Source organism: Aliivibrio wodanis, assembly GCF_052920805.1.
Genome location: NZ_JBREXA010000002.1, coordinates 975,404 through 996,582, shown reverse-complemented (window position 1 = coordinate 996,582; position 21,179 = coordinate 975,404). Strand labels below are relative to the sequence as shown.

Genomic DNA, 21,179 nt, shown 5'->3' with positions numbered 1-21,179 from the left:
TTGCTGCTAAAATTGCACTATCTAGATTACATGTTGAATAAAAAGAGCTTAATAATCATGCAACAGAATGAATTTGAAACACTAGTTAAAGAACTATGCCAAAAAGAAAACCTTCCTCAAGTGCTAGAAGCATTAAAAGCGTGTGAAGACCAAGAAATCGTTGATGCTGCACAATCGCTAGCAGGTCAATTCCGTCTTGCTGAAGTTGAAGGCGAGCAACGTATTTATCATGTATTTAATGATGAAGACGAAAACGGCGAAGCACAAGAGCTTGCTGAGTGGATCATGAACGAAGGTGACGATGTCATTAAATTCGTTGCTTGGTTCTTCTACGCAATGTTCGATATCAAGCAAAAAGAAACGTACCAAGCCGCAGGTAAAACTTACCAGCAGCCAAAGCGTTCTTAATCGCAGTTTAGTTATCCCATTACTTCCAAAAGCCAATGAATTGATTTGTTGGCTTTTTTCTTATCTATTATTTATTATCTTTGTTATCAATAAATTAGCGTGTTTTTATGTGATCTCACGCATTAGTGTTAATGCTCTAGTTCACGTTTTTGTTGCAAAGAAATAAACCCGTTGCATAAGTTGTTTTAGATCAAAAGTAAGTGTAACTAAAAAGTGGTACAACATAGTCAGTTCTTAAAATTTATATATCAAATTATTGGAGTTAGTTATGAGTGCATTTTTTATCCCTACGGTTAACCTTATGGGCGCAGGTTGTCTTACAGAAGCAATGGACAGCATTAAATCTCAAGGCTACAAAAAAGCGTTAATCGTTACTGATAATGTATTAGTTGCTATTGGTATGGTAAAGCAAGTTTCTGATTTACTGGCAGAGCGTAATGTTGAAGTTGCAGTGTATGATGGTACACAACCAAACCCAACGATTGGCAATGTAAATGCAGGTCTTGCAATTTTAAAAGAAAATGAGTGTGATTTTGTTATCTCTCTAGGTGGTGGTTCTCCGCACGATTGTGCGAAAGGCGTGGCACTAGTTGCGGCTAATGGCGGCGAAATTGCAGATTATGAAGGTGTTGATCAATCACCAAAACCTCAAATGCCACTTATTGCTATCAATACAACAGCGGGTACAGCATCAGAAATGACACGTTTTTGTATCATTACTGATGAAGCTCGTCACATTAAAATGGCTATCGTTGATAAGCATACAACACCATTAATGTCAGTGAACGATCCTGAGTTAATGCTTGCTAAGCCTGCATCATTAACAGCGGCAACAGGTATGGATGCATTAACGCACGCAATCGAAGCGTATGTATCAATTGCAGCAACACCAATTACAGATGCAGTAGCGATTAAAGCGATGGAACTAATCCAAGCGCACTTACGTACAGCAGTAAATGATGGTCAAAACCTTGAAGCTCGTGAGCAAATGGCTTATGCACAATTCATGGCTGGTATGGCATTTAACAACGCTTCTTTAGGTTATGTTCATGCAATGGCACACCAGTTAGGTGGTTTTTACGACCTTCCACACGGTGTTTGTAATGCAATTCTTCTTCCTCACGTACAAAGCTACAACGCAAAAGTATGTCCAGAGCGTCTAAAAGATGTTGCAAAAGCAATGGGTGTAAACGTTGAAGGTATGACAAACGAAGAAGGAGCTCAAGCTGCACTAGATGCAATTAAGGTATTGTCAACTGATGTTGGTATTCCTGCGGGCCTTACTGAGTTAAATGCGAAAGAAGAAGATTTTGATACACTAGCAGAAAATGCATTAAAAGATGCGTGTGGTTTTACTAACCCTAAACAAGCAACTCATGAAGAAATTGTGAGTATTTTTAAAGCAGCAATGTAATAAATAAGTCATTTATCTATAAAGGTCTAACATTTGTTAGGCCTTTTTTTTGATTCTTGCTTTTTCACTAGGTATGCTTATAGCCATCTAATTTAAGTTAGTGTCACTTATTTAGATTGGTATTATGATCTTTTTATCTGATTAAATCGTAGAAGACTTATCTTCTCATTGAAAAAGGCAGTAAATCAGCATGGCAAACGTAAGAGCTCGTATTGAATTAATGGTAGGGCAGCAAAGTAATATCCCTGCAGAAATGCTCTCATTTGAGGGATTAAAAACAGAAAAAGAGCACGTTGCTGTCATTTTTAATCAAGCAGATAAAACACAAACAACACCATTAGTTCGTATGCACTCTGAGTGCTTAACGGGTGATGTTTTTCATTCATCACGTTGTGATTGTGGTGAGCAATTAGAAGAAACGATTAATCGAATGTCAGAAAGTGGCGGAATTATTTTATATTTACGTCAAGAAGGGCGTGGTATTGGTTTATATAATAAGCTAGATGCTTATGAGCTTCAAAGCCAAGGTATGAATACCTATGAAGCCAACAATCATTTAGGTTTTGGTGATGATCTACGTGACTTTGAAGAAGCGGCACAAATGTTGGCAGCATTAGGGGTTACGACTATTAAGTTAGTCACCAATAACCCTAAGAAAATACAGGATATTCAAGGGTTTGGTATAAAACTTGATGAGGTTGTGAATACGCACGCCCATGTAAAAAAAGGGAATGAGCACTACTTACAATCTAAAGTAAATCATGGTCATAAATTGAATTTAGATAAGTAATACCAATCGTAGTAAATAACTGGTCATCCTAGCTGGTTAAATTACAAGCCTCGTCGTTGTACGGGGCTTTTTTGTATCTCCAGCATTTTGGTTAATCTAAATGATAAATATTTGCATTTCTATTTGATTTAAGTATATTACGCAAATAAAAATTATTATCATTAATGAATTCTTACAGATTTCAATTATTGATTCACATAGTCTATTCATTTGCTCAACAAGGACGATTTATGAACCACGTCAAATTTGCTCGAAACATTATTACAGCATCACTTTTTGTTTTACCGACTTTTTCTTATGCAGCAACAGAAGCGGATGTGGTAGAGCATTATGCTGATATTGCACACGCGGTATACAGTGATTCACTAACGACAGCTCAGCAACTTGATAAAGCCATTCACACTTTTTTGAATAACCCATCTGAGAAAGGCTTACAAACGGTTAAAACAGCATGGAAAGCAGCGCGAGTTCCTTACCAACAATCAGAAGTGTTCCGTTTCGGTAATGCGGTAGTTGATGATTGGGAAGGGCAATTAAACGCATGGCCATTAGATGAAGGCTTAATTGATTATGTTGCTGATGATTACCAATATGAATTAGGTAATGATGGCGCTAAAGCAAATATCATTGCTTCTACCTCAATCAAAATTGGTGCAGAAACTCTGGATGTTAAAAGCATTGAAGCGGATAAATTGGCTGATCTTAATGAGCTTGGTGGCTCAGAAGCAAACGTAGCAACTGGTTACCATGCGATTGAGTTTCTTTTATGGGGCCAAGATTTAAACGGTACGAATGCAGGTGCAGGTGAGCGTCCATATACCGATTATGTTATTGGCTCTGCATGTACTAATGGTAACTGTGAGCGTCGTGCTGAATATTTAAAATCAGCATCTGAATTGCTAATTAAAGATCTTGCTTGGATGGAAAAACAATGGAAAGAAGGCGAGAAAAACTACCGCGCTGAGCTGCTATCTGAGTCTTCAACACAAGGTTTACGCAAAATGTTGTTTGGCATGGGTTCATTATCGCTGGGTGAACTGGCTGGTGAGCGTATGAAAGTGGCATTAGAAGCAAACTCTACCGAAGATGAGCACGATTGTTTCTCTGATAACACGCATAACTCTCATTATTATAATGAGCAAGGTATCTATAACGTATATACAGGTACTTATACGCGTGCTGATGGCTCTCTATTATCTGGCCCAAGTATCCATGATCTTGTTGCTAAAGAAGATAAAAAAGCAGCGAAAGAAATTAAACAGCAGTTTGATGCAACGCGCACTCAAGTTGGTACGTTAGTATCAGCGGCTGAAAAAGATAACCAACATTTTGATCAGTTGATTGCATCAGATAATGCAGCGGGTAATGCATTGGTGAACAAATCAATCATGTCTTTGGTGTTGCAAACGGCGTCAATTGAGCGTGCAGCAAATGTAATTGGCATTACAAGCTTAAATCCTGATACTGCGGATCATGAATTTTAAGAAAAAGCAGTAGTACCATTATACCAATCTAAAAAATAGGTATTAGCTCAATCACTCCCCCCGATATAGTGATTGAGCTCTTTTATTTTTCAACTATTGGCCTTATTGATACAAAATAAAACAAATATAATTATACCGACATTAGGTATATCGATAAGCGCAATATTTATCAGGATACAGATATTATGAAACCTGTAATGCTTGGAGCAATAGCTTTACTTTCAACTCTTTCTTTCTCTGCTTCTTCAAGTAACACTTCTATGGATATCACGTCTGGTGGTAAAACGAGTGTGAAGAAGGAGGGCCAAAACGCATTTTCTTTACCCGCAGCAAATCTACCTATGAGTAAGCGATTAGATTTTAGTGTGGGTAATAGTTTTTTCCGTAATCCTTGGGTACAAGCTCCAGCCTCTACTGATGCGAGAGATGGTTTAGGGCCATTATTTAATACTAATGGTTGTCAGAATTGTCATATTAAAGATGGTCGAGGTCATGCTCCGAGAGAGGGAGATACAAATGCGGTATCCATGTTGGTGCGCTTAAGTATTCCAGCATTAACTCCTGAGCAAAAAAGGCGTGTCATTTTAGAAGGGGTGATCCCTGAGCCTATTTATGGTGGTCAGTTACAAGATTTTTCACTATCTGGAGCTAAACCAGAAGGGCAAATCCATATAACTTACACATCACAACATATTACGCTTTCTGATAGTGACGTTGTCACGTTACGTAAGCCCAATTTATCCATTACAGAGCTAGCGTATGGAGATATGGCAGATAATGTATTGATGTCTGCACGTATTGCTCCACCAATGATTGGTTTAGGTTTATTAGAATCTATCCCTGAATCTACAATTTTAGGTTTTGCTGAGCAACAGAAACAAGAGAATAAAGGGATTTCAGGTAAAGCTAATCAAGTATGGGATGCTAAGGCTCAAGAGTTAGCGTTAGGTCGTTTTGGTTGGAAAGCAGGGCAGCCAACGCTAATGCAACAGAATGCCGCGGCATTTAATGGTGATTTAGGCTTAACCAGTAATATGTTTCCTAAAGATGATTGCACTCAAGCTCAAACTATTTGTGAAAAACTGCCTCATGGTGGAGCTCCAGAAGTGAGTGACAAGATCTTAAATTTTGTCGAGTTTTATTCACAGCATTTAGCTGTACCTATTCGTAGAAATGTTCAAGATCCTCAAGTAATTAAAGGACAACAGTTATTTAAAGATATCGGCTGTGAAAGTTGTCATAAAACGAATATTAAGACAGCAAAAATTGAAGACAGACCGGCGTTATCTAATCAGTTAATTCATCCTTATACGGATATGTTACTTCATGATATGGGCGAAGGTCTTGCTGACAATCGACCTGAATTCTTAGCGAATGGCCAAGAGTGGAGAACGCCACCGTTATGGGGGCTTGGTTACACACAAGAAGTGAATGGCCATACCGAAATGCTGCATGATGGCCGAGCTCGAAATACGCTAGAAGCGATTTTATGGCACGGTGGTGAGGCACAGCAAGCCCGCGATAACGTGGTTCAGTTATCAACAAAAGATCGCAAGGCGTTATTGGCATTTTTAGATTCGTTATAAGGAGTTGGTCATGAAAACAACGTATTTATTATTGAGCAGCACAGTGTTACTTACAGCCTGCCAAAGCACCAATGATGCGAATCAAATCCCTGATTCAACAAATATGATTGACCATGTTTATTATATTGAACAGCAATCTGCTCAACGTTTGTTTGAATCTAGTCAACGATTGGCTGAGAGTTTTGAAGGGTATTGTACGAATCAAACAGCAAAAGAGACGGTGGTTATACAATGGCAGCAGACCATGCAATCGTGGATGGCATTGCAAGGTCAGGAGAGAGGGCCAGAAGCGGCATTGAGCTTAAATTGGAATATTCAATTTTGGCCTGATAAGAAAAACACCACTGGGCGTAAAATGTCTCAACTGTTGAAAAAAGATCAAACTTGGGATAGTGAGTTGATCCAACAACAGAGTGTTACGACTCAAGGTTTAGGTGCGGTGGAATGGTTATTATTTGATCCTTCATCGACGTTACCAAAAGTAGATTCGTGTCAATTAGGCCAAGCGATTACTGCAAATTTGGCACTTAATACGAGTAAGATTGCTCAAGCATGGCAGGCCAACCCATGGTCACAGTTAGATGAAACTATGTGGTTAAATGAGTACATTGCTCTGCTTGCGAATCAACTTGATTATAGTATGAAAAAGCTCAGTCGACCGTTGGCAAAAGTGGGGCAGCCTCGACCTTATTTTTCTGAATCGTGGCGCTCAGAAACTTCACTGACTTGGCTTAAATATAATGTAGTGGCTATGCGTGATCTGTATTTGGCAAATGGTGTTGGGCTTAATCGTTATTTACAAGAGCAAGGTCATTCAGATTTAGCAGAAAGAATTGAAGACCATTTTAACTCTACGCTAGAGACATGGCCTCAATCATCATCGTTATTTGCTGAATTACAGACTAAATCTGGTTATCAAAACACCTTGGCTTTGTACAATAAATTAGAATATTTGAAATACCTAATTCATGAAGAAGTAGCTATAGAATTAGACATTGCTATAGGGTTTAATGCAACCGATGGTGATTAATAAGCAAAGACGAAGCATATTAAAAGCTGGGATTGGATCTATTGCTTTATCGCCATGGCTTACTGCATGTTCGTCGATTTCTGGGGTAGATAATAGACCTGCATTGATCTCCTGTTCTCGAACCTCGAATGGGAATTTTGGTGCGGTTGTTGCGAATAAAGAAGGATCTCCGATTCATTCGATACCTTTACCAGAAAGAGGGCATGGAGTTGCAATTACGCCTAATGGCGAGTTGGCGGTTGCCTTTGCTCGACGTCCGGGTAATTACATGCAATTATTTAATATAAAAACCGGTGTGAGTTATCCCATTACCCCATCAAGGCCTAATCGATATTTCTATGGGCATGGAGTATTTTCTTCTGACGGCTTAACGCTTTATACGACAGAAGGTGAGAAAGAAACTAGCCAAGGCATTATTGGTGTGTATCAATTACAGGGATCTCAGCTTATAAAAGTTAATGAGTTCTCAGGGTTTGGTATTGGTCCTCATGAGGTAATACGCGTTGATGAAGTAACATTAGCGATTGGCGTTGGCGGTGTTCATACTCAAGGGCGAGTTCCTATGAATATCGATTCGATGAATCCCGCTTTGGTTTACCTCTCTACAGAAACAGGGAAGGTACTTGAACGTGTTGGTTTACCAGATCATAAGCTGAGTATCCGGCATCTTTCATTGACTGATGATGGCAGAGTGTTGTGTGGCCAGCAGTACCGTGGAGAGCCTGAAGAGGGCATGCCACTTGTTGCGATACATCAACGTGGTAGACCATTAGTACAGTTAAATGCTGAGCCAGAAGAGTGGCTTCGATTTAATCATTATGTGGCAAGTATTGCAGTGCTTGGTGAGCATGTGGTGGCGACTTCTCCTAGAGGAAACTGTTATGGCGTGTGGAATTTAGCAACGAATCAATTGATTGAAATCGCGGCTCTATCTGATGCGTCTGGTGTTGTGATCAGTACAAGTAACAATGGAACACCACAATGGTATATCAGCTCAGGGACTGGAAAGATCGTCAGTCGAACTGAACAGGGTTATGTGGAAGGCCATCAAACAAATGTTATGTGGGATAATCATTGGAATCATATGCCAAATGCCTGAATAATTCCCCTACAATAATCGCCGTGTTATTCTTAGCGCAATTATTTTAGAAAGAGAAAATTATGAGCTTACAATACCAAATTATTCCAGTGACTTCTTACCAGCAAAACTGTTCAATTGTATGGTGTGATGAAACCATGAAAGGTGTCGTTATTGATCCTGGTGGTGATGTGAAATTACTCAAACAAGCGATTGATGCGCTTAAAATTGAAGTTGTGAATTTGGTATTAACTCATGGTCATTTGGATCATGTTGGTGGTACACAGGAGTTAGCAGCAATTACTAATGCTCCAGTTGTTGGCCCTCATAAAGAAGACAATTTTTGGTTGCAAGGATTACCAAAACAAAGCCATATGTTTGGTTTTCCTCACACTGACGCATTTGAACCAACAACATGGTTAAATGAAGGTGATGTAGTTAAATTTGGTAATCAAGAATTAAATGTAGTACATACACCGGGTCACACACCGGGTCACGTTGTTTTGTTTAATCAAGAAGCAAAGATGGCATTTGTTGGTGATGTGCTATTTAAAGGCGGTGTTGGTCGTTCTGATTTCCCTAAAGGAGATCATGAAACGTTGATTGCCTCAATTAAAACAAAATTGTGGCCTTTAGGTAATGAGATGAAATTTGTTCCGGGTCACGGGCCAGAATCTACATTTGGTCATGAACGTAAAACTAACCCATTTGTGGCGGATGAAATGCCCCTTTGGTAAGTAATTTGGCAAAAGTGCCGCACTTTTCGCCATACAGTGCTTCCATCTCTATAAATATTGCTCGTTTTTTGGTATAAAACGCGCTTCGCCAATTCCGATACAACTATTATGAGTTTCATTTTAGGAATTGACATCTTTTTTCCGCTATCATTTTTGAGCCTTGATTGCTTCAAAGTAGAAATAGCGCAACGGAGTTTAAGTTTCATGAAAATTGCTCACAAACGTAAAGTACAGTCTAAGCTGCATAAACGCATCAAAGCAACGGCACCGAAATCTGCACCAACAACTGAAGTGAAAAAAGCAGCTAAACCTGCAAAAGTAGCTAAACCAGTTGAGACAAAAGTGGAAGCAGTAGCTACAGCAGCGCCTAAAGCGGCAACAGTAGCGACAGACATCGCTCTAACGCCAAAGCAACAGACTGTATTTGATGTTGTTTGTCAGAACCCTGAAGGGATCAATTCAAAGAATATTGGTCTAGCAGCAGGTCAAGAAGAATCAAAAGCGGCAGCATGGGCTACAGGTGGCTTGAAAAAGCTAGTTGAAGAAAACCTAGTTGTTCGTGAACAACTTGCTGGTAATAAAGTGATTTATAAAGCTGCATAATGCTGCTGTAAATCTCTTTAAGACACAAAAAAGCCGAGATTATTTTTATCTCGGCTTTTTTGTGTCTGTAATATTTTGAGTTCATAATACCAATTCCAGTAATTCTCTAGTCATTATTACTGGTTAAATCACATAATAGCTTCGTTAAAAATTATTTAAGTAGAATAACTACTTATCAGAATTTTCGCCTTGCTCTTAAGTGGTTTTCCTGCGTAATAAATAGACCATTTAATTAATGGCAATGGTATAAAAAAGGGCATCGCAACGATTTAATATCGCTCGCTTAACAGCTAGCGGCTTTTTTATAATACCCCTTCAATTTTTGAAAGATCGTCAAATTTAGAGGTAGTAATAATTTCCAAATACTCATATGATAATAAGTATCATTACTATTGGTGCGTTTTAAAGATGAACATATATTTGAAATTGAGCCTGAAAGTGTTTCTCAGTATTTACGGTATCACCGAGGTGATTAGAAAAACAAACCTTTGCCTTTTCTGCCACACATCTGGAAATAGTTATTGCGGAGAGCGTAGATGAATACAATTATAATTAGTATTACACTAGCATTTACAATTGGCTTGTTGCAATTTCTTTACATCAAGGTAAATAAGTTAATCCGCAATACCTTTATGATTTATGGGTATATAGCTATAATATTTACTCTTATGCTATTTATAGAAATAATACCTTTATTGAAAATATTACTTTTGGTTATTTTATGGCTACTTACTGAATATAAACCTTTAATCTATATTTTCAATATTGAACAATCAACACGGTTATATCTGATTGTTTTTTCAACAATGCTAATATTAACCGATGCTCTTTTTTTACTACACTTGGAGTAATGAAATAGTTGGTATTATCATACCAATCGTAGTGAATAACTGATCATCCTAGCGGGTTAAAATACTCGATAACTGGGTTAAAATTTTTGATTGTAGAATAACTACTTATCGAAACTATTTGTCGAAAAGTGCCGCCTTGTTTTCAAGCATTTTTCCTTCGCTATTTCTGTTCACTTACTTACTGTGATTGGTATAAATTCATAAAAAAGGGCATCGCAACGGATCCCCTTAATTAGTTTAATTCCAATAATTATAATTACTTATTAGAATTTTAATTTAACTTCTAAGCCAACAAATTGGTCGGTATAAGGCATTCCAGCATCGTAAGCAAACTGAGCTGCATCTCCATTGCTAAACCATGCATTATAAGCAAGGTTTACTTCTGTATCATCACCCCAAGCGTCAGTTACCCAATAGTGGATATGTCCAACAGGGTTTAAGAAGAATAAACTTACACTACCTAGCGTTTCTGAGCCCATTACTTCACCGCCATTATCAGTAATGCTTAATTCTTGTTGTAACATTAGTTCACCAACAACAGCACCAAAGAAAGGCGTTACAAATAAATCTTGAACAGAAGGAACTTCTGCAAAGGCTTCAACGCCGTATTCCCAGAAGAATGTAGACATTGTTGTTGAGTATAAGAAGGATTCAAATTCATTAAAGCCAGCGTGACGTGCAGCAGTGTAGTACACCCCACCAAAATAAGGATGCATAACGTAATTTAAAAAGTGCTCATCTTTATCCCATACAGGGCCTGAACTTACATTATCTTTCCATTTACTTCCGATATTCTTAAAACTAGAATCCTCTGAATCCCATTTAGTAATGCTTTCTGGAAGTAGGGTCATTAGACCAACAGTCGCAACACTTAAACCTAGGATGGTATAAGATTGTTCCATTAGGTAATCCCAATCACGTTCATCAGAAACTCGCAAATAATGAGGCAGAGTTTGATCTGTTGAAAAAGAATCAGATTCAGCAATTTTAGAGGGAGTAATGTCACTATCTAAGCGCATTGGTGAAAAGTCAAAAGATGCAGTGGAACAATAGCTAGAGTAAATATCTATAGAACAATCCGTTTGATAATTTATGTCATACGCACTGTTAGTATCTAATGCTAGTGCCTGTGTTGAAGCAGCGCACCCTAAAAGCAAACTGGCGATTGCTTGTTTTTTCACGAAAAGTCCTTAATAAAATACCGAGCTAGATCACAATTATCTACTATTAGAGATAAAATGCAAAACATAAAACAAATAAAGGTCTGCTAATCTTATTTTTATAAGAGAGGCAAACCTTATTTGGAGTGTTAAGCAGTTTTAGCTACTGAATGTTAAAAATCTATTTGCGAGAACTTAGAGAGAATTAATTATTTGACTACCAATAATAATGAAGCCAAACATGGTTACAACAAAAAGCCCAATGTTGCCACCTGCGACTTGGTAAGCTGCATTTTTGTGGATCTTACGTGCAGATATAGTCAGTGCTACTGGTAAAAATAAAGCTAGAATTACTAGAGCTATTGCTGCGTATCCAAGCGCGAGAATAAAGCCTTCAGGATAGAAAATTGCGAATAAGACTGGTGGTGTATAAGTTAGCAAAGCCGTAATAATTGAAGATTGTTGCCATTTTTTTGAAGAATCACGAAGGAATTCAAATAAGCCCAAGCTAACACCAATAAAAGAGGTCAATAAAGCCAAATCAGCAAACAATGATAATGCTTGTTGTATAAAAGACATATCGATAGATTGCTGTATGGTTAGAATAAAATGTCCTAGCCCTTCGACTTGCTCAAAATCAGCTTGAGATAATTGACCTAAAGTGATCCCTTGCCAGAAAAGATAGATGATCAAAGGAAGGGATGAGCCAATTAATAAACTTAATCTGATTTTTTTAATGTCTAACTCTAGGTAGTTTACAATGGCAGGAATACTGCCGTGGAAACCAAATGATGTGAAGATTACAGGTAATGCAGTAATAAAAACACCTTGATGAACAGGCAATGATAATAAGTATTCACCTGTAATATTTGGTGTTAAAAAAACTAAAATAGAAACCAGCATGACCAGTTTTAAGGTAAATAAACCACGATTGATAATATCGACAGCCTTGGTTCCTAGTGAGATAACGGTCGCAACGATAACAGTAAATAACACAGTAGAAGCTGTTTTTGATAACTCAAATGGTGTAATAGAATTTATTTTTGAATGAAACTGCTCACTCCCGCCTGCGATATAGGCTGCACAAAGAGCGTAGAAGAGAAATAACATAGCAAATGTAGCAATGAGTTGTCCGTATTTCCCCAAAAACTGAAATGCTAGGCTGTGGAGTGTCGCATTACGCTCGCCGTGTTGGTGTACTTCTAGCATCAATAAACTTGTATAGCTCATAATAGCCCAGATCCCAACCATTAATAAGCTTGCTGTAAAGAATCCTAAACTAGCAGATACCAGAGGCAAGGCTAACATACCTGCACCTATTGTTGTTCCTGCTATAATTAATGAGCTTCCGAGTACTTTTGTTTTCATATATCTATACTTCTATGCTAAATAAATTGAAATTTGATGATTTTATCAATGAGTGCAATGTACTTTTTATTTCTTGTTAATTCAAATTATTGTAATAATTAAATTACACTCGATGTAATTAAATATTTACACCTAGTGGTAGGGATGATGCTGATCGAAATTTAAAGTGACATAGGTTTTTTAAATCGATTAATATGATAAATTAAAGTCAATTATAGAAATATCAAAAGAGGAAAGGTGCATGTTGCAAGTAGCAATGATTAGCACAGGTGAAGAAATTCTACATGGAGACATTGTAGATACTAATGCGGCATGGATATCTCAATTATTTTATCAGCATGGTTTTAAGTTATCTAACCGCTCTACTGTGGGTGATAATATTGAGGCATTAGTGGCTGAGATTCAGCATCAAACGAAAAGTGCGTCAGTTGTGATTGTAAATGGTGGCTTAGGGCCAACGTCTGATGATATTTCTAGCGAGGCTGCGGCTAAGGTGTTAAATGCACCATTGGTGATGTCTCAATATTGGTTAGATAGAATGCAAGCTCGTTATTTAGAGCAGGGCAAGGAAATGCCAAAAAGTAATATCAAGCAAGCGATGTTACCTGAAGGGGCGCAACTAATTGATAACCCTGTGGGTACTGCTTGTGGCTTCTTTATTGAAGTTAATAAGTCTATTGTGATTTTTACTCCAGGTGTGCCATCTGAATTTAAAGTGATGACTGAGCATCAGATATTACCTCGAATGAAGCAATGGCACCCAATGGTAGAAGCTTCTGAATGCAGCCGTCTATTTACTTTTGGTTTGTCAGAATCTGGTATTCAAGATAAGTTACAACAACTTCGTTTACCACATGGATTCGAAATTGGCTATCGCTCTTCATTACCTTTTATTGAGGTTAAATTATTTGGCCCTGCAAATCATGATGGTCGTTTTCCTGTTTTAGAAAAGATGTATCATCTATTAGGGGATAATGTAGTTAGCGTTGACGAATCTATATTGCCTAATGTTGGTGCGTTATTAAATGAATTCTCACTTAGCTTCACAGTAGCAGAACAATCAACAGGTGGTTGGTTAACTAATTGGCTGCAGGAAGATGAGCAGGTCAGATCTCATATGAAGCAGGGTTGGATCCTATCTTCTCAAGTCGACCAACAAATGGCAGGACAAGACCCACTTGCCGCTGCCTTAGCATTAGCTGCTGCAACACGTGAACGTACTCAAACAGCTATAGGTTTGTCGTCAGGCCCTATGTTACAAGGCAAAGTTGCAGTCGCTTTATCTACCTCTTACGGTGAATGGGGGCAGCTAGTTAGTCTAAAAAGAGATTACAGTTATAATGAAGTGCGCTCTATATTATCAACTTTAATGTTAGATATGCTACGTCGATGTTTAGAAAAGAAACCTATGTTTGGTCATTATGAGTCATTAAATAGAGAGTCTGAGATTTATGTGCCCCAAAGTGCATTAAATTAAACTCAGATTTATGGCGATTAAAACGGCTCTATTTAGAGTCGTTTTTTGTTTTTCTATCATTGAATAATTGATAATTAAGATCTTTTATTACTAAGCTAGTTTCTGCTTTACAGACACAAGGTAAGATTTCATTAGGCGCTAAAAAGGCTAGGGGAAACGTTGAATAACTAACTTCCCCTGAAACTAAAGTACAACGACAGCTACCGCAATCACCATTTCGACATTGAGATTCAGCTATAATACCTTGATCTTCTAACGTTTCTAATAATGAATTATTAGATGAATCATTTATTGTAATCGTGCTATTTATTTCTATCTTTTTCATTGTTATTTCTACGCGAAAATCGATATAAAATCATAACATAATCAACTGAGTTGGTATAATATCTCACCCTCTGATTGATGATGATATTGATTTCGACCTTTCTCTTTTGCGGTATAAAGAGCCTTATCTGCACGTTCAATTAATTGATTAAGAGTTAAAATATGTTGATGATCGATAATTTGACTAATTCCGATAGAAACAGAAAGGTAAGGGGAGCACGTTGATTCATGATGAGGGATCAATAAGGCTTGTATACTAGTCAATAATTGACTGTAATTTTTTATTCAGGCTTTTTTGAGAGATATCAGAAGCTAGTATAAAAAACTCATCTCCACCATAGCGATATACCTGCTGATTTAGACCGTAGAACTGCTGCTTAATTAAATGGCTGATCTGAATTAGAACATTATCACCTTCAACGTGGCCATAAGTGTCGTTATATTCTTTATAGTGATCAATATCAATCATAATGCCGGTGTAATTCTGGCAGTGCTGAGATTTTAATTGTTTAAAATTCGCCTCAAGAGATTTTCTATTTAATAACTGAGTTAAATGATCTGTTTGTGAGAGATGTAAAAGCTGCTTGCGGTTAAATTGGTTTTCAAGCGCAATAGAAATGTAGTTTATCAGTTGAGTAAAAAGCTCAAAATGGAAAGCTTGGTACTGATAACTTTCTTTTGCTTGTAGGGTAAAACCTGCTTGTATCTCGCCATTAATTTTAATTGGAGAGAACATAACAGATTTAAACTCTACTTGAGGGTCGCAACTCTCTCCAAGCATTGCAACTTTTTGTTCGCTATTCATATGATTAAAATAGAAAGCTGAGTTACTTTTGATACAATAACTCATGTAAGTTGCTTGTGTATGACAAGGAGAAATATAGGGAGGATGTGCAGCTTTTTTATCATCTAAATAATGAATGGTGATACTATCTTTTTCACTATCATAGAAACCTAAACCAAGCATATCAATTTGAAATAACGTAGATAAGTCTTCTTGTATTTGCGGTAAAATAGTTTGAATATCAGTATTATTATTAATGTATTGACCGATTTTATTAATCACTGATAAATTTTGAGACAGTGACTTCATCGTGCTGAGTTCTAATTTTGCCGTATTTAAGCGATAAAGTTGTTGTAGATAATCACTTTCTCTTTTCAATAGCTCTCTTCTTGAGTTGAGTAAAGAAGAAGTTAATGATTGATAATGTTTTTCCCTTACTTCAATATTTTCAATGTCTTTAATACGAAGTAAGATGATGTCGTTAAAGCCATCAATTAGCTTATCACTTTCAATGCATTTAGCAATATTAAGCCCTTCTTCAATATAAGCATCCAATTTTGAATGTTGGTTATATCCGGTTAAATACTGGCAATATTCTAAGATCATTTCGGAATGGTCATAATCATTTTGGCACTGTTTCATATTTTCAATAGATAGCAGATGGTAATGTTCTGCATCACCAATCTCATTTAATCCATTTGCTATTTCTGCATGAATTTTAAAATAAAAACCTAGATATCGTGGTTGGTCTTGAATTTTAGGAAAAAGGTAATTGAGAATACTTAATGCTTCATCAAAATGAGTCTGTTTTGCTTTTATTTCAGCTATATTTAACCAAGAAAGAGCAGTGGGAGAGTTTGGCCCACTTTGCTCTAATAGAATTGTTGCTTCGTGCAAATAGTTAAGAGCTTCGCTGAAATTACCAATTTGGCGGAAAATATCACCGATATTATTTTTAATGATCCCAGTAATAAAATCATCACAGAATTGTTGTGATTTTTCTGCTTTGGTTAAAAATTTATGGGCGTAGAAATAATTACCTAACATGCCATAGACTGTACCAATGTTATAATGGCAGAAACAGATAAGAAACTTTTGGTTGCTTTGTTGGGCAAAGTTAATCGCATCAAAAAACTGACTGATTGATTCGATGAGTCTGCCTGAACGTGAGAGAAGATAAGCTTGAAATATTAACTCAAACTCAGAAGGGATTTCTTCTGAGTTTTTTGATGCTTCAAGTGCAATCGTGTTGAGCTGAAATTGAACTTGTTCTTTGGATGAAGCCCTTGGAAGCTGACGCACTTGTTCGAGCAAGTACCCGTACCATTGATTATTAGCCATAGTTTTATATTTATAATTTTTATGATATTACAAGAAATTATAGAATAAACTAGTGATTATATGAAGTGATGTCTCAGAATTGATGCAGAAGTGTGGATTAGCTCTCTATTTGTAATCAAAATGTTATTTATAATACCCCGTTTTTTTTCTAATAACACACCTCGCTAAATTAACAAGGTGTGTTATAACTCTATGATATTAGCTGATTTTTACAGGCCAGCCATAAGACTTATACTCTTCTGCTAGCTTATTTGCGATTTCAGTAGATACTGTCGCTGTAATCCAATTGCCAAAACCCATTACTTGATATTCTAGTTTAACATGATTCATTATAAATTCCCCCCGGATATGAATGCATGTACTTTAACGATCTTAGCTACGAATAACTTTCATATCGAGGTCAGAAAGATCTATATATGGACTAATTTTATATAAACAATAGGATCATATTAAATAAGTAAATTTATGTAGAATCATCTGGATTATTTATAAATTAATTTAAATGAACTGTTAATCAATAATAAATAAGGTATATTGATTAATTACTAAATATATGGAAGTTATTAATGATAATGGACTTTTGGGCATTTTTTATTGCTATTGTATTGTTAACTATTACTCCTGGGTTAGATACCGCTCTAGTGATACGAAACTCCTCTCGAGGTGGTTGGAAAGAAGGTGTAACTTGTAGTTTCGGTATTTGTTGTGGATTATTTGTACATGCCACAATGTCAGCTATTGGTTTGTCAGTTCTACTTGTGAGTTCAGCTGAGCTGTTTACAGTAGTGAAGGTAATAGGTGCGTTGTATTTAATATGGTTAGGTATTCAATCAATTAAGAGTACTTTTAATAAACATCAAGAAGTTAACATTGCAACAATGGCATCGAATGAAAATAAGTCGTTAGTCTCTTCATTTAAAGAGGGCTTTCTTTCTAATATTTTAAACCCTAAAACTGCGGTGTTCTATTTGGCTTTATTACCCCAGTTTATTAATCCAGAATACAGTGCATTGATTCAATCACTCTTAATGGCAAGTATTCATTTTATTATCGCTATGTGTTGGCAGAGTGGAATTGCAGTATTAGTTGAAAAGGCGCAAGATTTAATGTCGAGTGAGAAAATGACAAAGCGCATTGAAAGAGTGACTGGCGGAGTATTGATTTTATTAGGGGCTAATTTATTAGTCTCTAAATAAAGTTAAAAAGAATACATAAAGATGCTACATCTACGTAGTATTAAATTATCTATATAGCACCCTTGTAAAGCTTTACTCTAAGGGTGCTCTATTTTTAATCATTATCAGCATTATGTGTGTTAGCTAATTTTTTGTCTTTTCTTGCGAAATGTACATGTACATCTTGCTGTGCAAACGGGATTGAAATACCTTCTTGATCGAAGCGAAGCTTTACTTCACGAGTAACATCCCAATAGACATCCCAGTAATCGTCAGTTTTAACCCAAGGGCGAACAATAAAATCAACGGACGAGGCACCAAGAGTATGAACCTTGATGCTTGGTTCAGGTTTTTTGAGGGTAGCAGGGTGAGCATCTATAATCTCAGCTAATACATTTTCAGCATGTTCAATGCTATCGTTATAACCAATACTAAAAACCATATCTACACGACGTAATCGCTCATGAGTTACATTTTTAATCACATCTCCCCAAATCTTACTGTTAGGTAGAATAATGATTTGATTATCAAACGTTTTAATCGTGGTATTTACTAAACTCATATGACTTACCTTACCTGACACGCCTCCTGCCTCAACAAAATCACCGACATCAAATGGACGGTAGATTAGTAGCATCATACCCGATGCAAAATTAGATAATGTATCTTGCAATGCAAAACCAATAATAATACCAGCAACCCCAAAACCAGTTAGAACAGGTGCAAGATCTAATCCAATTTTAGAAAAAGCAATAAGAATACCGATGAAGAAGATGAGCTTACTAGACATCGAAACAAAGAAGTCTTGCATTAGTTTACTCATGTGTAAGTGAGGTTGAACTACAGCTTTTAGTACTACTTTACTTGTAAGCCGGGCAATGAAACGTGTTGCAACAAGAATTAAAATGAAAACAAGAAATTTTAAAAATTGATCAGGGGCATGCTTTAGTACCCAGTCGCTGCCAGATGCGAACCAGTCACTTAAAATAGCTGCAATAACAGGGAAATTAAGAATATCTTCCGTTAAATCACCTGTCGTTGAGAAAAGTTGGCGTTTATATTCTGTTGTATCAATGTCTAAATTGTCGGCAATAGCAATTAACAGTTCAAGTCCATTAGTTGAGTTTTGTACTTTTCTCTCGAAAAATAAATGATCTAAGGTTAAAGATGATTTTTCCGAATCAGAAGAGTGTTGAAGTTGATCTGAAAGCAGTTGTTCACGGCTGGTATCGAAGCTTAGAGAGGCAGAAAGAAACTTGATTTTTTGATCAATTAGCAATTTAAAGGCGAGGGCTTTTGTTTTCTCTGGCTTATCAAGTTGAGTTAACCATTGATAGTTTTCAAATTGATCATTTAGAGCGAGGTAATAATAATCTTTAGATTCTTTTAAGGTATTTTGTAGTACGAGTTTATGTTCAATATCTGAGCTGTCTATTAGTTCTTGCTTATCTTTTATGTCTCGATCTAAATAAGCGATAGAGCGCTCAGCATATATGATCTGAGCTTTTACCTCTTTAACTAATAACTGAGAAGTTGATTCATTGTGGCGATTAACTAATCTTGATAATACAATGCGAAGTTCATTATTTTTATCGACTTGTTGAACGCGAATTACAGCAAGATCGCTTCCTGTAAATGAAGAGGCTTCTTGTTTTAAACGAGTAACCTCATTATTGATGTTGCCTAACTCCACTAAGTCTTGGGATTGATTAGCGAAAGAGAGCGAGCTGAAAAGAAGAAATAGCCAAATTAAATTACGCATAGAGCCTCTCTAACAGTGGTATGAATTAGGTGGATATCACTTTATTGTAATGAAAAATAAGAGAAAGTGGCAGGAGAACTTTTAGAAAATTTGTTAGCGAAATAAAAAAGCAGCCACGAAAGCTGCTTTTATTACGGTAGTGCTTTTTTTAATCAAGTTTTTTAAACTCAATAATTAGTGCTTTGCAAAAGGACCAAAAAAATCCAATTGTCATTACCAATAGTACTGAGCCAAACAACAAAGTTAATATTTCCATATATCACCTCGTAAATTAGTTCAAGACTAGTATAGCAAATTTATAAATTACATTACTGGAGTTTAGTTAACAAAGTGTATCAATATGTGTCGATACACTTTTAATTTGCTTTTTAAAGTGTTTTATATTTGATTGAAAGCGATTCCTTTATCATTATCTTTTTGTTTCTTAAAGAAAAGGTGAGTTTCTTCAATGATAATGTGGCGTAATGCAATTAATCCTATTAAATTTGGAATCGCCATCAAACCGTTGACAATATCAGCAATAACCCAAATGGTATCTAGTTGCATATAAGCGCCTGAAGCAACTAAAGAGATAAAAACAATTTTGTAAGGTATTACCCCTTTAGAGCCAAATAAATAGGTAACACAACGCTCACCGTAATAGTTCCAACCAAGAATAGTAGTAAAAGCAAAGAACATTAGACCGATAGAGACTAAATAAGGGCCAAGTTGGTTAGAACCTAAACCAATAGCGAAGGCTTGAGTTGTCATTAATGCACCTGCAGCATCACCTTGCCAAACGCCGGTAACCACTAAGGTTAAACCTGTCATGGTACAAATAATAACAGTGTCAAAAAACGTTCCAGTCATAGAAACTAAACCTTGTTTTACACAAGAGTCTGTTTTTGCGGCAGCGGCAGCGATAGGGGCACTACCAAGGCCTGATTCGTTTGAGAATACACCACGGGCAACACCAGATTGAATGGCTAACATGATTGATGCACCAACAAAACCACCAGTAGCTGCGGTGCCAGTGAAAGCAGATGTTACAACCAGTTGAATTGCAGAAGGTAGAGCTTCAGCTTGCATGATTAATACCGAAAGGCATGAAACCACATAAACGACAGCCATTGTTGGAACCACTTTTTCTGCTACTTTAGCAATAGATTTAATCCCACCTAAAGTAACAACCGCGACAAGAACCGTTAAAATTCCACCAGTTAACCAAGCAGGGGCATTCATTGTCAGATGAGCTGAATCTACAATCGCATTGATTTGAGGAAAAGTTCCTATGCCAAAACAAGCAACACCTAAAGCAAAGAAAGCAAATAGCTTAGCAAGCCATTTATTGCCCATGCCATATTCAATGTAATACATCGGCCCACCGATCATTTGGCCTTTGCTGTCGGTTTTTCTGTATTTTACTGCCAATAAACATTCTGCGTACTTGGTTGCCATTCCAAAGACAGCTGCAAGCCACATCCAAAATAGAGCTCCTGGCCCTCCCATTTTAATCGCAGTTGCTACACCTACTATATTACCCGTACCAATAGTGGCAGATAGGGCGGTACATAAGGCAGCAAAGCTTGATACATCTCCTTTTCCTTTGCTTTCATTTTCTTCTTTTGAGAAGACCATTTTTAGCGCAGTGGGTAAGTGACGCAACTGAAAAATACGTAATTTAAATGTAAAGTAGATACCTGTACCAACCAATAAAATTAATAGTGGTGGGCCCCAGATAAAATTATCGATAGTAACAAGTAGATTGTGAAAGGTGTTCATGGTTTCCCCTTAATAAAACATATAGAAAGGAGAAGAGAGAGTGGTG

At 36.8% G+C, this 21,179-nt stretch carries 19 protein-coding genes; 11 read left to right on the top strand and 8 right to left on the bottom strand.

All coding sequences use genetic code 11. From position 1 onward, the window contains the following. Nucleotides 1-57 precede the first annotated feature (57 nt). The 9 genes from ACU5DF_RS12440 to ACU5DF_RS12400 all read left to right on the top strand — a co-directional run bounded on the left by ACU5DF_RS12440 (nt 58) and on the right by ACU5DF_RS12400 (nt 9,130). On the top strand, nt 58-408 hold the full coding sequence (locus ACU5DF_RS12440; RefSeq protein WP_446713094.1) for a hypothetical protein: 351 nt from the start codon (nt 58-60) through the stop codon (nt 406-408). Between the two features lie 268 nt (nt 409-676). Then, a complete protein-coding gene (gene yiaY / locus ACU5DF_RS12435; protein WP_045101909.1) occupies nt 677-1,822 on the top strand; it encodes an L-threonine dehydrogenase in 1,146 nt (381 codons plus the stop codon). 190 nt (nt 1,823-2,012) lie between these two features. Further along, nucleotides 2,013-2,612: a GTP cyclohydrolase II gene (locus ACU5DF_RS12430; RefSeq protein WP_045101910.1), complete on the top strand. Its 600-nt coding sequence runs from the start codon at nt 2,013-2,015 to the stop codon at nt 2,610-2,612. 230 nt (nt 2,613-2,842) lie between these two features. Then, nucleotides 2,843-4,096 (top strand): imelysin family protein, encoded by a 1,254-nt coding sequence (locus tag ACU5DF_RS12425; protein ID WP_446713093.1) that lies wholly within the window; start codon nt 2,843-2,845, stop codon nt 4,094-4,096. A gap of 185 nt (nt 4,097-4,281) precedes the next feature. Next, a complete protein-coding gene (locus ACU5DF_RS12420) occupies nt 4,282-5,682 on the top strand; it encodes a di-heme oxidoreductase family protein (protein WP_446713092.1) in 1,401 nt (466 codons plus the stop codon). 10 nt (nt 5,683-5,692) lie between these two features. Further along, entirely contained in the window at nt 5,693-6,712 is a 1,020-nt protein-coding gene (locus ACU5DF_RS12415) for an imelysin family protein (protein WP_446713091.1), read from the top strand. Beyond that, nucleotides 6,693-7,811 carry a DUF1513 domain-containing protein gene (locus tag ACU5DF_RS12410; RefSeq protein WP_446713090.1) on the top strand — a complete coding sequence of 373 codons (1,119 nt, stop codon included), beginning with the start codon at nt 6,693-6,695 and terminating at the stop codon, nt 7,809-7,811. The genes ACU5DF_RS12415 and ACU5DF_RS12410 overlap by 20 nt, the downstream gene beginning before the upstream one ends. Nucleotides 7,812-7,873: 62 nt before the next feature. Continuing rightward, a complete protein-coding gene (locus ACU5DF_RS12405; protein ID WP_446713089.1) occupies nt 7,874-8,527 on the top strand; it encodes an MBL fold metallo-hydrolase in 654 nt (217 codons plus the stop codon). Nucleotides 8,528-8,731: 204 nt separating this feature from the next. Beyond that, nucleotides 8,732-9,130, top strand: coding sequence for a hypothetical protein (locus tag ACU5DF_RS12400; RefSeq protein ID WP_045101916.1), 399 nt, complete (start codon nt 8,732-8,734; stop codon nt 9,128-9,130). A 1,114-nt stretch (nt 9,131-10,244) separates the two neighbouring features. Here the strand turns inward: ACU5DF_RS12400 and ACU5DF_RS12395 are convergent. Next, nucleotides 10,245-11,162, bottom strand: coding sequence for a DUF3943 domain-containing protein (locus tag ACU5DF_RS12395; RefSeq protein ID WP_045101918.1), 918 nt, complete (start codon nt 11,160-11,162; stop codon nt 10,245-10,247). A 174-nt stretch (nt 11,163-11,336) separates the two neighbouring features. Then, a complete protein-coding gene (locus tag ACU5DF_RS12390) occupies nt 11,337-12,509 on the bottom strand; it encodes an aromatic amino acid transport family protein (RefSeq protein ID WP_446713088.1) in 1,173 nt (390 codons plus the stop codon). Between the two features lie 241 nt (nt 12,510-12,750). Here ACU5DF_RS12390 and ACU5DF_RS12385 point away from each other — a divergent pair, with 241 nt between their 5' ends. After that, a complete protein-coding gene (locus ACU5DF_RS12385; protein WP_446713087.1) occupies nt 12,751-13,986 on the top strand; it encodes a CinA family nicotinamide mononucleotide deamidase-related protein in 1,236 nt (411 codons plus the stop codon). A gap of 28 nt (nt 13,987-14,014) precedes the next feature. On the opposite strand, the gene yfaE is transcribed toward ACU5DF_RS12385, so the two are convergent. The 4 genes from yfaE to ACU5DF_RS12365 all read right to left on the bottom strand — a co-directional run bounded on the left by yfaE (nt 14,015) and on the right by ACU5DF_RS12365 (nt 16,765). After that, entirely contained in the window at nt 14,015-14,311 is a 297-nt protein-coding gene (gene yfaE / locus ACU5DF_RS12380; RefSeq protein WP_446713086.1) for a class I ribonucleotide reductase maintenance protein YfaE, read from the bottom strand. A gap of 41 nt (nt 14,312-14,352) precedes the next feature. Then, nucleotides 14,353-14,574, bottom strand: coding sequence for a diguanylate cyclase domain-containing protein (locus ACU5DF_RS12375; RefSeq protein WP_446713085.1), 222 nt, complete (start codon nt 14,572-14,574; stop codon nt 14,353-14,355). Beyond that, on the bottom strand, nt 14,567-16,435 hold the full coding sequence (locus tag ACU5DF_RS12370) for a sensor domain-containing diguanylate cyclase (RefSeq protein ID WP_446713084.1): 1,869 nt from the start codon (nt 16,433-16,435) through the stop codon (nt 14,567-14,569). The genes ACU5DF_RS12375 and ACU5DF_RS12370 overlap by 8 nt, the downstream gene beginning before the upstream one ends. Nucleotides 16,436-16,633: 198 nt before the next feature. Continuing rightward, nucleotides 16,634-16,765, bottom strand: a complete 132-nt coding sequence (locus ACU5DF_RS12365; RefSeq protein WP_099047720.1) for a hypothetical protein — start codon at nt 16,763-16,765, stop codon at nt 16,634-16,636. A gap of 236 nt (nt 16,766-17,001) precedes the next feature. Between ACU5DF_RS12365 and ACU5DF_RS12360 the strand changes: the two genes are divergently transcribed. Beyond that, nucleotides 17,002-17,631, top strand: a complete 630-nt coding sequence (locus tag ACU5DF_RS12360) for a LysE family translocator (RefSeq protein ID WP_446713083.1) — start codon at nt 17,002-17,004, stop codon at nt 17,629-17,631. 94 nt (nt 17,632-17,725) lie between these two features. Here ACU5DF_RS12360 and ACU5DF_RS12355 read toward each other — a convergent pair whose 3' ends face one another. Both ACU5DF_RS12355 and ACU5DF_RS12350 read right to left on the bottom strand, forming a co-directional pair. Next, entirely contained in the window at nt 17,726-19,372 is a 1,647-nt protein-coding gene (locus ACU5DF_RS12355; protein WP_446713082.1) for a mechanosensitive ion channel family protein, read from the bottom strand. 378 nt (nt 19,373-19,750) lie between these two features. Next, a complete protein-coding gene (locus ACU5DF_RS12350) occupies nt 19,751-21,133 on the bottom strand; it encodes an alanine/glycine:cation symporter family protein (protein ID WP_446713081.1) in 1,383 nt (460 codons plus the stop codon). Nucleotides 21,134-21,179: the final 46 nt, after the last annotated feature.

Excerpts from the sequence above, each read along its gene's own strand:
- ACU5DF_RS12440 (WP_446713094.1), top strand. The coding sequence starts at position 58 with ATGCAACAGAATGAATTTGAAACACTAGTTAAAGAACTATGCCAAAAA.
- yiaY (WP_045101909.1), top strand. The coding sequence starts at position 677 with ATGAGTGCATTTTTTATCCCTACGGTTAACCTTATGGGCGCAGGTTGT.
- ACU5DF_RS12430 (WP_045101910.1), top strand. The coding sequence starts at position 2,013 with ATGGCAAACGTAAGAGCTCGTATTGAATTAATGGTAGGGCAGCAAAGT.
- ACU5DF_RS12425 (WP_446713093.1), top strand. The coding sequence starts at position 2,843 with ATGAACCACGTCAAATTTGCTCGAAACATTATTACAGCATCACTTTTT.
- ACU5DF_RS12420 (WP_446713092.1), top strand. The coding sequence starts at position 4,282 with ATGAAACCTGTAATGCTTGGAGCAATAGCTTTACTTTCAACTCTTTCT.
- ACU5DF_RS12415 (WP_446713091.1), top strand. The coding sequence starts at position 5,693 with ATGAAAACAACGTATTTATTATTGAGCAGCACAGTGTTACTTACAGCC.
- ACU5DF_RS12410 (WP_446713090.1), top strand. The coding sequence starts at position 6,693 with ATGCAACCGATGGTGATTAATAAGCAAAGACGAAGCATATTAAAAGCT.
- ACU5DF_RS12405 (WP_446713089.1), top strand. The coding sequence starts at position 7,874 with ATGAGCTTACAATACCAAATTATTCCAGTGACTTCTTACCAGCAAAAC.
- ACU5DF_RS12400 (WP_045101916.1), top strand. The coding sequence starts at position 8,732 with ATGAAAATTGCTCACAAACGTAAAGTACAGTCTAAGCTGCATAAACGC.
- ACU5DF_RS12390 (WP_446713088.1), bottom strand. The coding sequence starts at position 12,509 with ATGAAAACAAAAGTACTCGGAAGCTCATTAATTATAGCAGGAACAACA.
- ACU5DF_RS12385 (WP_446713087.1), top strand. The coding sequence starts at position 12,751 with ATGTTGCAAGTAGCAATGATTAGCACAGGTGAAGAAATTCTACATGGA.
- yfaE (WP_446713086.1), bottom strand. The coding sequence starts at position 14,311 with ATGAAAAAGATAGAAATAAATAGCACGATTACAATAAATGATTCATCT.
- ACU5DF_RS12370 (WP_446713084.1), bottom strand. The coding sequence starts at position 16,435 with ATGGCTAATAATCAATGGTACGGGTACTTGCTCGAACAAGTGCGTCAG.
- ACU5DF_RS12365 (WP_099047720.1), bottom strand. The coding sequence starts at position 16,765 with ATGAATCATGTTAAACTAGAATATCAAGTAATGGGTTTTGGCAATTGG.
- ACU5DF_RS12360 (WP_446713083.1), top strand. The coding sequence starts at position 17,002 with ATGATAATGGACTTTTGGGCATTTTTTATTGCTATTGTATTGTTAACT.
- ACU5DF_RS12355 (WP_446713082.1), bottom strand. The coding sequence starts at position 19,372 with ATGCGTAATTTAATTTGGCTATTTCTTCTTTTCAGCTCGCTCTCTTTC.
- ACU5DF_RS12350 (WP_446713081.1), bottom strand. The coding sequence starts at position 21,133 with ATGAACACCTTTCACAATCTACTTGTTACTATCGATAATTTTATCTGG.